Genomic DNA, 12502 nt, shown 5'->3' with positions numbered 1-12502 from the left:
AGTAGTAAAGGAGAATGGTTGTGTCAAATACTCAAAAAGGTATTCTATTAGCCAGTAGTGCTGGTATTTTTTGGGGCATTCAAGGGCCAGTATCACAATATTTATTTGCGGCGGTTAACTTATCACCAGAATGGCTAATGGCAGTTAAAATGTTATTAGCCGGTTTAGCCATTTTATTATATGTTCGAATTGGACAACGTCAGCCAATTACGACTATTTTCAAACGCCCGGGGGATGGATTTCATTTAATTGCCTACGTTATATTCGGGCTAGCAGCGGTTCAATATGCCTATCTCTTAATGGTACAAGCCAGTAATGCTGCGACGGCAACCGTTATGCAGAGTTTAGGAACGGTAATGATTGTGATAATTACGGTTGTGTTTTATCGCAAGTATCCCCGGTGGCAAGAAACCACAGCTGTTTTAGTAGCCTTACTGGGAACGTGGTTGTTGGTTACCAAGGGTAATCTGGCTCATTTGGCTATTTCACCACATGCTTTATTGATTGGTTTGGTTTTGGCATTGAGTGGTGCAATGCAGACTTTGATTCCAATTAAATTAATTAATCGTTATGGTTCGTTAATGGTGATTGGTTGGGGGATGCTACTTGGTGGTCTTATTTTTTCTGTAATTAATCCGGTGTGGCAAAACACCCCGCCACTAACGTTAAGTGTTATTCTAGGAGTTGGTTTTATTGTTTTATTTGGCACTATTTTAGCTTATCTTTGTTTTACTGCCAGCCTAAAGTATATTTCACCAACCGTGGCGGGATTACTGGATGTTTTTGAACCATTATCGGCCACTTTAGGTGCAGTGTTATTTCTAAATACTTCCTTTAGTGGGGCGGAAACAATTGGGGCTATTTTAACGATTAGCACCGTGTTTATTTTGGCGTTGCCGTTTCGATTTCCCAGTAAGAAAAAATTATGAACAACGTGTTGACTTACTGATGAAATTCTCTATAATTTATACTGTTAGGTTTAGATAGAAAGGGGGATTTTAATGGCAGTTGATAAGCGAACGGCTCAGACTAAGCAGCGAATTATTGCCGCGTTAATTGAGCTTATTAACGAGAAGGGCTTTAATGATATTAACGTGACCGATATTTCTCGGCGAGCTGGCATTAGTCGGGGGACGTTCTATATTCATTACCTAGATAAATTTGATTTACTCCATCAAGTGGAAGCCGAATTATTAGGTAAGCTGCAACAAACGTTGGATGATATGATTCCAAAAGCAATTAAGCAGTTAAAAGATGAAGATAATGTTGAAACTTTTCCGTATCAAATGGTTATTTCAACACTAAGTCAGTTCTTTAATGACCGTGAATTGTTGACCTCGCTACTTAGTAATCAGGGTGATCCGGCGTTTTTATCACAGCTAAAAGGATTATTTAGCACCGAAATTCGCAAGAAGTTTTTAGAATTTAATGGCACAGTAACTTATGATGCTGTTATTCCAAAAGACTATATTGAAGAAATGGTACTAGATACCTTAATGGGCATCGTCTTGCACTGGCTATCAAAGGATAATCCAGAGCCAGCAGCTGAAGTAGCCCAGATTATTTTGCAGTATCGAGTTACCGCTCCACAAAATTGGATTAAAATTGATTAGAAGAGGTTGAAGAATGAATAAATTTGTAAAAAGGTATACTGTCAGCTTTATACTATGGCTGGTAGTCTTAGTAGCAAGTGTGTTGATGTTGCCAAACGTCTCGAACTTGATTGCTAATAAAGGCCAAACTGAAATTCCTAAGTCGGCCCAAAGTCAAGTTGCCAATACCATTCAATCCCATTGGGGTCATAAAATTGGTAATACTAGACAAGTGGTCGTGGTCTTTAATAATGGCGATGATAAGTTAACTAATACACAGATTGATGCAATTAATTCCACGATTAGTGATTTAAATGCCCATAAATCTCGTTATGATATTAAAAAAATTACTAGTCCTAACCAAAATGCAGTTACTAAGAAACAATTGATTTCCAAAGATAAAACTACGCAGTTGATGCAACTAGACGTAGGTAAAAAAGATTCGGTTTCACAAATGAACAAGGATATTACTAAGGCGGTTAAAACCCAAGGGGTTAAAACTTACGTCACTGGTAGTGACATTTTAAATGATGATTTCCGTGTGGTTACCGAACAAGGATTGCATAAAACAGAAGCAATTACGATTGTCTTTATTTTCTTAGTTTTAATTATTGTATTCCGTTCATTGATTGTGCCATTCATTTCCTTGATATCAGTTGGGATTTCATTCTTGATTTCTCAAAGTATCGTTATGAATTTAGCAGATAAATTTGATTTCCCAATTTCTAGTTACACCCAAATCTTTATGGTGGTTGTCTTATTTGGGATTGGGACTGACTATAACATTTTGATGTTAAATGAATTTAAGAGTCAATTAGCTGCTGGTAAAGATAAGGTTGAAGCCACAATTGGTGCTCGCAAGAATGCGGGACGTACCATCTTATACAGTGGTTTATCACTATTGATTGGTTTTTCTGCTTTGGGCTTGGCTCGCTTCTCCATTTACAAATCAGCTGTCGGTGTTGCTATTGGGGTAGCTGTTTTACTATTAGTCTTGTTAACATTCAATCCGTTCTTTATGGCTACTTTGGGTCAAAAGATTTTCTGGCCTTCAAAGAGTTTAAAGGGCGAAAGCGACAACAAGACTTGGAGTTTCTTATCTAAGCATTCAGTGGCACATCCAATCATTGCTTTGTTGATTGCTTTAGTAGCTACTGTCCCATTTGCATTACAATATAACGGTCACTTGAGTTACGATAATGTGGCTGAATTACCTAAGAGTGTGACGGCTCGAAAAGGTTTCAAGACGGTTCAAGACCATTTCTCAAAGGGAACGGCTGAACCAACTACGGTTTATATTCAAGCTAAACACACTTTAAATAATGAAAAAGATTTAAAAGAACTTGACCGAGTTACTAAACAAATTCAGGGTGAAAAAGGTATTGATTCTGTTAACTCTGTAACTCAACCAGGTGGAGTAGCTTTGAAACAACTTTACTTGAGTGATCAATTAGATACTTTAACTGGTAACGTTGATCGCATGGAATCAGGGTTGAAGAAGGTTTCTAAAGGAATGAAGAGTTCCAAGTTTGATACCCAACCATTAAGCGATATTGGGACTTCCACTAAGAGTATTGCCAGTCAATTAACTGATATTCAAAGGAGTTCTGCTGCAGCTGGTAAGAGTGCTACACCAAGTCAATTGGTAGGGCAATTAAACCAACAACTAAGTGCTAGTGGTCAACCACTTAATGCTATTCAACAAAGTGCGTTAACTTCAGCATTGACCCAAGTAATGGCACAACAATCGCAAACCGCTGCCGGAATGAAGAGTTCATTGACTGGGGTAGGTAGTGATGCTCAATCTATCGGTGAAAATGCTCAGGCATTGGCTACTGAACTAGAAGCTATGCAAACTAAATTGGTAGCAGCTGGTAACGGTATTGATACGGTTAAAAAAGGTTTAGGTCAAACCAATGACTACCTTGGTGGGGTGGCTAAATCTGCTGCTGGTGATACTTTCTACATTCCAAAGAATGTGTTAAAGAGTGATACCTTTAAGACGGCTACTGACACTTACATGTCATCAGACAAAAAAGCTACTAAGATGATTGTTATCTTGAAGACTGATCCAAGTACGGAAACCTCTATGAAACGAGCTTCTGGCTTACAAAAGATCGTTAAGGATAACTTAAAGGGTACATCATTAAAGAACGCTACAGTAGCTGTTGGTGGCGAATCAAGCAACTTAAACGATACCAAGAATATTGCCACTAGTGATTTTGTTCGAACAGCAGCAATTATGATCGTTGGGATTACTTTAGCCCTCATTGTTGTATCTCGTTCATTATTACAACCACTCTATGTCATGACTATGTTAGTAATTGCTTACTTTACTTCTCTAGGCTTGACTGAATGGATTAGTAGTAAGAGTCTAGGCCAAGATATGTTAACTTGGAATACCCCATTCTTCTCATTTATTATGTTGATTGCTTTGGGTGTGGATTACAGTATTTTCTTGATCATGCAATATCGCAACGATCCAGATCATACTATGTTTCCAAGTCAACGCATTGTGGCAGCTGCCGGAGTTATTGGAACAGTGGTTATCTCTGCAGCCGTTATTCTTTGCGGAACGTTTGCAGCCTTGATTCCTTCTGGAGTCTTAACTTTGATTCAAGTGGCGGTTGCCGTAATTGTTGGTTTGATTATTCTTGTGATTGCAATTCCAATTGTTTTCCCTGCTTTAATCAAATTAACTTACGAACCATTTGTTTTCCCTTGGAGCAAGAACGCTACAGGTAAACACAGTGATACCAATAAAACTACTAGAAGTAGTAACTAAGAAGCATAAATAAAAAGGACTTCCTTCAATTAATGAAGGAAGTCCTTTTTAGCCTAATAAGTAGGTGACGCCAGTCGCATTTTGGCCTAAATAATTAGCCATTTCGGGATTGGCAGTTCGTAAGTGTATAGGCATGAGGGGAAACTCTTGATCCATTAAATCATAAATTAGATAAGCTCGATGACTATCACCGGTATGAATGATATCTAAACTTGCGATATTAAGTTCGTGCATTTTTTGAATTTGATTGCGCCAAAAATCACTGACGTAATCATCATTAGTTGTTCGTTCAATAAACTGAAAATCGTTATCCTTAAAGCGCATTAGATATTTGACGTTGGCGCGATTTTCTACGATGGCTCGAAACCAACTGATGCGATGTTGGGCCACCAGCTGACTATTATCAGAAATCGATAAATATACCCGGGTGTTTTCTAAGGTGTGCCTAATTTGGGCAATGACGGTGGCAAAACTAGCGTTGGCCTGAATTAGGTTCACTGCGGTTTGAATTTGATAGCTTAAACCGGCTGCGGGGACTCCGCTGTTAACCACGGTGACATCGGCTAGACTTTGGACGGCGGCTTGTCTAGCGACACTGTAAGTGTCTGTAAAACGGTCACTAAGATGCAGTGATAAAATTTTGCTGCCATCTGCTCCTAACTGATCATATAAGGTAATTAACTCTTCAACGCTGACTGTACCAATTTTGGGGCTAGTTGAAGACCTTTGTAATAATGATAAATATTTAGCATTACTAATTTTGCTAATATGACTGTAAACTTGGCCATTAATAATAATGGGAAGATCAATTACGGTTACAATATCATTAGACCATTGGGTAGCATTTACCACCGCATCAGTAACGATTTTAATCCTAGACAAACTCATCGCTCCTTTCGTTTGGCTCCTAAATTAAGTATATTAGATAATGATAAGATAATAAAATTGTAGGTCTATAATTATTATAACGTTCTTTTTAATAATGGGAGGTACAAATGAAGGATAAATATGAAGTTACCGAATATATTGGGGTACCACTTAGCCTGGATAACTCCGGTCATTATCAAATAAAATTAGATGACAATGGTCAGTTTCGACTGCATAGCTGGCGAACGGGTAAGCATACTAAAGGAAAGTTTAAACAGTTAGGTCAGGTTTTTATCACTGAAAATGATATGTCCGTTGTGGTGATTAAAACTCGGCCAGTTCCATTTAAGAAACGTCATGCTTATACACCACTACAACGGTTCACCAATGAAATGGTTTCCGCTGCGGTTCTTGAACAAGCGATGACTCAAATAAGCCAATAAAAAAAGAGCCTTAACTCAGGCTCTTTTTGTTATGCAATTACTTTAGTAATTTTTCTGCATCTGCTTTGATGTCTTCAGTAGACATGCTCAAGTATTTATCCATCGCTTTTCCGGTGGCCTTGGTGTCGTGATTATTTGCTTCCATGTAGTAATCCCACAATGCGTCACGAACTGGCATGTCGCTGTCGCTCCAATCAAAAACTTCGTTCATATGTTTGTCCAAAATTGGTGATTCTGCCATTCCAATTACCTCCTCAAACTTTTAGTACAATTCTATTGTAGGCCTAAATGAAAAAGGTGGCGTGAAATATGCTCAAAAAATTAATTGTTTTGGGGATTGATTTCCATAATCCAGTTTTGTAGCGGAGCAGTAGCGCTAGCTTGTTCGATATTATTTAATAGATTTTGATTACGGGAAATAACCGTTCCGGCTACAGGGGCTTGAAGGGTTTCTACTGATTTTTCGCCTTCAACGTCTAAGAGATCGTCACCGACGGCCATTTCTTGCACCTTGGTCGGAAAATCAGCAAAGGTGAGTTCACCTAGACGATCAATCACTGATTGATCAATTCCCATTAAATAATGGCCATTAGGCAAGGTGCGGTACCAGATACCATCTTTGACCGTAATCGGTCCAGATTCATCAGTACTCTTGGATTCATCTAAAGCATCATTTATTTGTTGCCACCAACTTGTTTGTGCCATAAGAGTCACCTCATTACATTTTCTTATAATTATACACTATAATGACATTAAGACATAAGTGAAGGGAGATTTATGATGTATTTAGTTGATGTTAAGCGCAATAATAAACCAGTATATGATGCCCGCGTTAATCAGGCGATTGAAAATTATTTGGTTAGTGATTTGAAGTTACCTGGAAATGGGTTAATGATGTATATCAACCAACCCGCTGTGGTCATTGGACGAAATCAAAATGTTTGGGAAACCGTCAATATTTCTTATCTACACGAACATGGATTTCAATTAGCCTGGCGAACTACTGATAGTGGGGTAGTCCTTCATGACTTTGGAACTTTGATCTTTGAGGCCATCATAACTGAAGGAGAAAAGCATTTTGGGGATTATGCTTACTATGCGCAACCCATTTTAACCGCCTTAAAAGACCTAGGAATTGATGCTAAGTTAGAGGTTAAAAGTGGCCGGTTACTGTTTCACGATAAAGCATTTGCTAAGTTGAATATGGCTCAATTTGATAATACCGTAAAAGTTAGCGGTACCATTTTATATGATATGGATTTTAATGACGCTAAAAACGTCTTGAACGACGCAGAAACTCATCTTAATGAGAATACTACGGATGATCCTAAAGTGGCCGAGATGATAAATTTAGGCGATTATTTGCCAACCGGAATGACGATGGCAGAATTACGGGATATATTGTTAAAAGCTATTTTTGACGTAAAACAACTTGATGATATTGAAGATTACGCCATTAATAGTGATGATTGGGATATTATTGATAAGCGGTTAGCCGATACTTATGGGACCGATGAATGGAATTTTGGTCGTAATCCGGGCTATGATCGTTACTTTACCCGCGACTTAGTAGCTGGTAAGATGGAAATTAATTTTTCCATAATGGATGACCACTTCTTGCGGTTTAAATTCAATCCGTTTTTCCCAGTTGAGGGAGATTTGGATTTAGTGGCAAAGCAACTAATTGGTCAAACGGCTGATGCCAAGGGAATTAGAACGGCCATTTATCCAGGTAAACTCAGAAATATTAGTGAAAAAGAATTAACTGACTTTATTTTAAGTAGTTTGCAAAATAATCAAGGCTTAATTTCATAAATAAAAAAGGTTCACTATCAGTTGATAGCGAACCTTTTTATTATAATTTTAGCTATTCATTTTATTGATTAAATCAACAAATGTGTCAGCAATCGACTTAAAGTAAGATAACTCACGTTGGCTGGTTACTTCACCATTATCATCTAAGATGTTAGTGACTCCACCGATATAAGCTTCGGGTTGTTGAACTACTGGCATATTCAAGAAGACAAGTGATTGACGTAGGGCCATATTAGCACCGAAACCACCAATAGCACCTGGAGAAACACTAATGATAAGTGCGGGCTTTTTGTCCCAAATGCTTGATCCCATTGGACGAGAACCAACATCAATCGCGTTCTTTAAACCACCAGGAATAGAACGGTTATATTCTGGTGTGGCAAAAATAACGGCGTCCACATTATTCATCGCTTCACGGAATTTGGTCCAAGAAGCGGGAACTTTACCATCAACATCTAAATCTTCGTTGTAAAGATCCAAGTTGATATCGATTAATGAAACGTTGTAGTCGGCTGGTAGTTGATCAGCAACGGCTTTAGCAATTTTTTTAGTGAAGGAACCTTCACGTAAACTCCCTACAATTACACCTACATTTGTCATATGGTGATACCTCCAAATAAAGTTACTTACTTTTAATAAGTTAAGTTTATTATACTCCTAATCTGGGAATAAATGCAACTGTTAACTTAATAATATCATTGGCAGAAAAAAGAGGGGGATTTGACACTGATATTAGCAAACAAAAAAGACCCGATATCTTTGATATCGGGTCTTTTACGAATTATGACTCATGTCATATATCCTTTAAATTGTAAAGTTTAATTTTAGTTTTTTAAAATTAGTCTTCAACAACAGAAACGTTAGCAGCTTGTGGGCCACGGTCGCTGTCTTCAACGTCAAGGGTAACTTTTTGGCCTTCGTCAAGTGACTTGAAACCATCTTTGTTGATAGCTGAGAAGTGAACGAATACGTCACCATCGTCAGTAGTAATGAAGCCGTAACCTTTATCAGCGTTGAACCATTTAACAGTACCTTGTTTCATAATATGAAACCTCCTTGCGCCGTGCGCATTTTAATATTTATAATGCATCTTAACTAGTTGAACATGATTAAGGAGTTATTTCATAAAGCTATAAAACAAGTACCTTAATAAAGTGAAACTCTAAAACACATTGACAATAATATACCAACAACCCACCAGATTGTCAAACGATTAAATCCACGAAAAAGGTTTTAATAACAATATTTAACGGACTTTTTGATAATAAAAGACCGCCGACTATGGGGTTGGCGGTCTTATAGAAATTATTTAATTATTTTGCGGGTTCTACCACGATATTGCCTTCTTTAACAGCAACCTTGTATTCCTTAACATCAGGATTTGACAAGTAAACGTTGGTTAATTGATCGGTAATTTCTTTAGTAATCACCCGATGCATTGGGCGAGCACCCATTTGTTCGTTGTAACCTAAATCAACTAACTTACTCTTAGCATCGTTAGTCACCGTAAAGGTAATGCCTCGAGCGTTTTCTACTCGTTGACTTAATTCGGCTAACATCAAGTCTAAAATCTTTAGGATGTTTTCTCTTGAAAGGGACTTAAATTGAATAATATCGTCAATTCTGTTCAAGAATTCAATTCTAAAGTAAGGCTTGAGTCGTTCGATAACATCTGGTTGTTCTTCAATGTTGTCTTGACCAGCGTTACTAGTCATGATGATAACGGTATTACTGAAGTCAACGGTTTTACCGTGTGCATCAGTTAAACGACCATCATCTAAAATTTGTAATAAGAGGTTTAAAACATCGGGATGAGCTTTTTCGATTTCGTCCATCAAAATCAAGCTATATGGATGACGACGAACAGCTTCGGTCAAGCGACCACCTTCATCGTAACCCACATAACCAGGAGCAGAACCGATGAGCTTGCTAGCACTGATTTTATCCATGTACTCAGACATATCATAGCGAATCATAGAATCTTCAGTACCAAATAATTCCTTAGCCAAAGCCTTAGCGGTTTGAGTTTTACCAACCCCGGTAGGGCCAACAAATAAGAAACTACCAATTGGACGATTGCTTTCAGTAAAGCCAACCCGACTACGTTTAACGGCAGCAGCAATAGAGTCAATGGCTTTATTTTGGCCGATAACTTCAGCCTTCATGTCTTTATCCAGGTTCTTTAATTGACTAACTTCGTCTTCGTTAACGTTAGTAACTGGGACGCCAGTAATTTTTTCAACGACAGCTTGAATTTGTTCCACGGTAACGTCGGGAACTTCGACTTCTTCACCATCGTCAATGGCGTTAATTTGATGATTAATCTTACCTAACTTATCCTTTAATTGAGCCGCTTTTTCGAAATCTTCATTATTGGAAGCTTCATTCTTTTGCACTTCTAATTGTTCTGCTTGTTGTTGTAAGGTGGCTTTGTCTTTTGATAAATGAGAGCTCATCGCAACCTTAGCACCGGCTTGATCGATTAAATCAATTGCTTTATCAGGATTCATTCGATCTTGAATATAGCGATTACCTAAAACTACAGCAGCTTGCAAAGCATCTGGAGTGTAGTGAACGTGGTGGTACTTTTCGTATTTAGGAGCTAAGCCTTCCAAAATTTGAATCGTATCTTTTTCGTTAGGTTCGTTGACCGTAATAGGTTGGAAACGACGAGCTAGGGCTTGGTCCTTTTCAATATCACGGAATTCGGCGTTAGTGGTGGCCCCAATTAATTGGAAATCACCTCGAGCCAATTTAGGCTTCAAAATATTACCGGCATCCATTTTATCGCCTTCACCAGTTGAACCGGCACCAACGATTTGATGAATTTCATCGATGAAAAGAATAACATCGCTGTTTTCAGATACTTCGTCGATTAATTGTTTCATTCTTTCTTCAAATTGACCCCGAACTCCAGTCCCTTGTACTAAGGAAACGACGTCAATAGAGATGATGCGTTTATTCAGTAATTTTTCAGAAACGTCACCATCTACAATTTTTTGAGCTAAGCCTTCCACCACGGCAGTTTTACCAACCCCGGCTTCACCAATGAGCACAGGGTTATTCTTACTACGACGGCTTAAAACTTCTTCCATTTGTTCGATTTCATTATCACGACCGATAACGGGATCTAAATCACCGTCTTTAGCCATTTGGGTCATATCAGTACCGTATTCATCAAGCAATGGATGATTGCTTTTAGGCTGTTGTTGACGTACTGGTTGTTGACCATTATTAGCTTGCATTTGTCGTAATTGGTCTTTAGAGACCGGTTGGCCGTTAATGGTCATGCGACTGTTGCCATTGTTAAAGGCGTCGCGGAAAAATGGGTCATTTAAAATATCATCTAAATTATTAAATCCGAAAAGATCATTATTATTCATTCAAAAATTCCTCCCTTAAATCGAGTGATTGTCTGACTGTAATGATGCGGCAATAAGAAAGCTTTGTTTCTTTACACAACTTAAATATTATCACCTTATTGTTATGATTACAAAAGATATGCTCACGTTTTTTAGATATAAAACATAGTTATATCAACGATGAACAAATATAACATTTTAAAAAATAGCACTAATTATTATAGAGTGCTAACACAAAAAGTTATTAAGATAGAATTTCAATGGTAATTGGTACTGCTGCTTTAATAGTATTATGAACCGTACAAATGTGTAGCGCATGATCAATGAACTCAGCTTGACTATCCGGATCCAGGTTAGTTTGACAGGTAATACGCATGGTAACTTGAATCAACTTAGATGATTTATCGGCAAAAGTAGTGGTTTCGCCCACGACATCTACATTAAAAAGACTAAGCTCAAGGTCGGGATCATGTTCAGCGATACTTTTGGCACTGATAGCCAGACAAGACCCCAGCGTGCTGAGTAAATACTGCACCGGGCTAGGACCAGCATCGGTCCCGTGTAATGACAGGGGTTCATCAGTAATGAAAACGTGGGGGCCTACTTGGTTCAGAACTTGTCGGCCCACTTTTCTTAACTTGGTGTGAGCGATTAATTTTCCCATTATAAAACCTCCTGATGGGGTTGCCTGAGTTCAATGATAGTATTTAAAATAAGTTTAGCCCAAAAAAGCGTTTTCGCTAAAAAATTTGCTTATAAAATTTCTTCCTGGTCAAATTTGCATTTTGATTGGGTTCTGTATTATACTTAATAGGTCTATTGGAAATTAGGAATTAACTGAAGCAACATTTAAGATAAGGAGACCTGTTATTATGCGTATTTGTCATCCACACGGTGTACAAGGCCGTCGACCAATTAATGTAAAAAAAGCTGAAAAGCGTAACAAGGAAGTTGCAGATTTGCAAAAGTTCCTTAAACAAGCACCAGCTAAATAATTAAAAAAAGACACTACGATAGCCATGGTCGTCGTAGTGTTTTTTATATTCCAAAAAAGGATTCAATATCAATTGATATTGAATCCTTTTTACTTGATGAAGATTTATTTTAAAATAATTTAACTATCTAAGACAGCCACTTTATTTTACCTTGTGGGCGTGAGCTTGTTCCTTACGCTGCTTGGAGAGGGCTCTTAGTTCATCTTTCATTGCCAAAATATCATCCTCGTGTTGCGCTTTCCACTGTTGAAATGAAACATTAGTGTCACTATCAGTGGGCTTTAAGCCGGTATTTAACCAAAATAGGGCTTCCGTTAAGCTGGGAAAGTTGTGCATCCATAAAGTTTGACCATTTTCAGAGTCAAACGCAACATAGGAACGAGCATGATGTTGCAAGAAAGTATGGCGACGAATTTTAAACGCTTTTCGTTGTCTGGTCAAACGAAAATCAGGTAAAATGAATTTACCTTGTCGCTTTAGTTTAGGGAATCGTTCATTAAGTTGGTTACTACGATCCTTTAGTAGAGCCCGAGCATCATCAATGGTAATTAGTTGGGCATTAGATTGGGACATGTGAGGTATCTCCCCCTTTTTGCTTTACTTTTTATTTTCGCACAAAATTTATTAATTTTAAAGTAATTAC

At 37.9% G+C, this 12502-nt stretch carries 14 protein-coding genes; 6 read left to right on the top strand and 8 right to left on the bottom strand.

Going from position 1 to position 12502, the window contains the following annotated elements; genetic code table 11:
- The first annotated feature begins 14 nt into the window (after nt 1-14).
- The 3 genes from HII32_RS01780 (at nt 15) to HII32_RS01770 (ending at nt 4377) form a co-directional block, all read left to right on the top strand.
- On the top strand, nt 15-929 hold the full coding sequence (locus tag HII32_RS01780; RefSeq protein WP_172187713.1) for a DMT family transporter: 915 nt from the start codon (nt 15-17) through the stop codon (nt 927-929).
- A 72-nt stretch (nt 930-1001) separates the two neighbouring features.
- A complete protein-coding gene (locus tag HII32_RS01775) occupies nt 1002-1613 on the top strand; it encodes a TetR/AcrR family transcriptional regulator (RefSeq protein WP_172187711.1) in 612 nt (203 codons plus the stop codon).
- Nucleotides 1614-1626: 13 nt separating this feature from the next.
- Nucleotides 1627-4377, top strand: a complete 2751-nt coding sequence (locus HII32_RS01770; protein ID WP_172187709.1) for an MMPL family transporter — start codon at nt 1627-1629, stop codon at nt 4375-4377.
- A gap of 48 nt (nt 4378-4425) precedes the next feature.
- Here the strand turns inward: HII32_RS01770 and HII32_RS01765 are convergent, their stop codons facing one another.
- Nucleotides 4426-5259 (bottom strand): DegV family protein, encoded by an 834-nt coding sequence (locus HII32_RS01765; RefSeq protein WP_172187707.1) that lies wholly within the window; start codon nt 5257-5259, stop codon nt 4426-4428.
- Nucleotides 5260-5372: 113 nt separating this feature from the next.
- Here HII32_RS01765 and HII32_RS01760 point away from each other — a divergent pair, with 113 nt between their 5' ends.
- Entirely contained in the window at nt 5373-5687 is a 315-nt protein-coding gene (locus HII32_RS01760) for a DUF7671 family protein (protein WP_172187705.1), read from the top strand.
- Between the two features lie 37 nt (nt 5688-5724).
- On the opposite strand, the gene HII32_RS01755 is transcribed toward HII32_RS01760, so the two are convergent.
- A complete protein-coding gene (locus HII32_RS01755; protein WP_172187703.1) occupies nt 5725-5928 on the bottom strand; it encodes a P8 family protein in 204 nt (67 codons plus the stop codon).
- Between the two features lie 80 nt (nt 5929-6008).
- On the bottom strand, nt 6009-6392 hold the full coding sequence (locus HII32_RS01750) for a glycine cleavage system H family protein (protein ID WP_172187702.1): 384 nt from the start codon (nt 6390-6392) through the stop codon (nt 6009-6011).
- 72 nt (nt 6393-6464) lie between these two features.
- On the opposite strand from HII32_RS01750, the gene HII32_RS01745 reads away from it, so the two are divergent.
- Entirely contained in the window at nt 6465-7502 is a 1038-nt protein-coding gene (locus HII32_RS01745; protein WP_172187700.1) for a lipoyl protein ligase domain-containing protein, read from the top strand.
- A gap of 48 nt (nt 7503-7550) precedes the next feature.
- Here the strand turns inward: HII32_RS01745 and HII32_RS01740 are convergent, their stop codons facing one another.
- The 4 genes from HII32_RS01740 to HII32_RS01725 all read right to left on the bottom strand — a co-directional run bounded on the left by HII32_RS01740 (nt 7551) and on the right by HII32_RS01725 (nt 11528).
- Nucleotides 7551-8102 (bottom strand): NADPH-dependent FMN reductase, encoded by a 552-nt coding sequence (locus HII32_RS01740; protein WP_172187698.1) that lies wholly within the window; start codon nt 8100-8102, stop codon nt 7551-7553.
- A gap of 238 nt (nt 8103-8340) precedes the next feature.
- On the bottom strand, nt 8341-8544 hold the full coding sequence (locus HII32_RS01735; RefSeq protein WP_172187696.1) for a cold-shock protein: 204 nt from the start codon (nt 8542-8544) through the stop codon (nt 8341-8343).
- A gap of 271 nt (nt 8545-8815) precedes the next feature.
- The gene (locus HII32_RS01730) at nt 8816-10885 is read right to left on the bottom strand and encodes an ATP-dependent Clp protease ATP-binding subunit (RefSeq protein WP_172187694.1); all 2070 of its coding nucleotides are present in this window, start codon (nt 10883-10885) and stop codon (nt 8816-8818) included.
- Between the two features lie 223 nt (nt 10886-11108).
- Complete coding sequence (locus tag HII32_RS01725; RefSeq protein ID WP_172187692.1) at nt 11109-11528, bottom strand: OsmC family protein; 420 nt, start codon at nt 11526-11528, stop codon at nt 11109-11111.
- A gap of 208 nt (nt 11529-11736) precedes the next feature.
- On the opposite strand from HII32_RS01725, the gene HII32_RS07850 reads away from it, so the two are divergent.
- On the top strand, nt 11737-11859 hold the full coding sequence (locus HII32_RS07850) for a hypothetical protein (protein ID WP_281355375.1): 123 nt from the start codon (nt 11737-11739) through the stop codon (nt 11857-11859).
- Nucleotides 11860-12000: 141 nt separating this feature from the next.
- Here the strand turns inward: HII32_RS07850 and HII32_RS01720 are convergent, their stop codons facing one another.
- The gene (locus HII32_RS01720; RefSeq protein ID WP_172187690.1) at nt 12001-12432 is read right to left on the bottom strand and encodes a hypothetical protein; all 432 of its coding nucleotides are present in this window, start codon (nt 12430-12432) and stop codon (nt 12001-12003) included.
- Between the last annotated feature and the right edge of the window lie 70 nt (nt 12433-12502).

This window comes from Lentilactobacillus kribbianus (assembly GCF_013184075.1).
Taxonomy (GTDB): Bacteria; Bacillota; Bacilli; order Lactobacillales; family Lactobacillaceae; genus Lentilactobacillus; species Lentilactobacillus kribbianus.
This window is presented reverse-complemented; position numbering and strand designations above follow the sequence as displayed.

Excerpts from the sequence above, each read along its gene's own strand:
- HII32_RS01780 (WP_172187713.1), top strand. The coding sequence starts at position 15 with ATGGTTGTGTCAAATACTCAAAAAGGTATTCTATTAGCCAGTAGTGCT.
- HII32_RS01770 (WP_172187709.1), top strand. The coding sequence starts at position 1,627 with ATGAATAAATTTGTAAAAAGGTATACTGTCAGCTTTATACTATGGCTG.
- HII32_RS01730 (WP_172187694.1), bottom strand. The coding sequence starts at position 10,885 with ATGAATAATAATGATCTTTTCGGATTTAATAATTTAGATGATATTTTA.
- HII32_RS01755 (WP_172187703.1), bottom strand. The coding sequence starts at position 5,928 with ATGGCAGAATCACCAATTTTGGACAAACATATGAACGAAGTTTTTGAT.
- HII32_RS07850 (WP_281355375.1), top strand. The coding sequence starts at position 11,737 with ATGCGTATTTGTCATCCACACGGTGTACAAGGCCGTCGACCAATTAAT.
- HII32_RS01760 (WP_172187705.1), top strand. The coding sequence starts at position 5,373 with ATGAAGGATAAATATGAAGTTACCGAATATATTGGGGTACCACTTAGC.
- HII32_RS01720 (WP_172187690.1), bottom strand. The coding sequence starts at position 12,432 with ATGTCCCAATCTAATGCCCAACTAATTACCATTGATGATGCTCGGGCT.
- HII32_RS01775 (WP_172187711.1), top strand. The coding sequence starts at position 1,002 with ATGGCAGTTGATAAGCGAACGGCTCAGACTAAGCAGCGAATTATTGCC.
- HII32_RS01745 (WP_172187700.1), top strand. The coding sequence starts at position 6,465 with ATGATGTATTTAGTTGATGTTAAGCGCAATAATAAACCAGTATATGAT.
- HII32_RS01735 (WP_172187696.1), bottom strand. The coding sequence starts at position 8,544 with ATGAAACAAGGTACTGTTAAATGGTTCAACGCTGATAAAGGTTACGGC.
- HII32_RS01750 (WP_172187702.1), bottom strand. The coding sequence starts at position 6,392 with ATGGCACAAACAAGTTGGTGGCAACAAATAAATGATGCTTTAGATGAA.
- HII32_RS01725 (WP_172187692.1), bottom strand. The coding sequence starts at position 11,528 with ATGGGAAAATTAATCGCTCACACCAAGTTAAGAAAAGTGGGCCGACAA.
- HII32_RS01740 (WP_172187698.1), bottom strand. The coding sequence starts at position 8,102 with ATGACAAATGTAGGTGTAATTGTAGGGAGTTTACGTGAAGGTTCCTTC.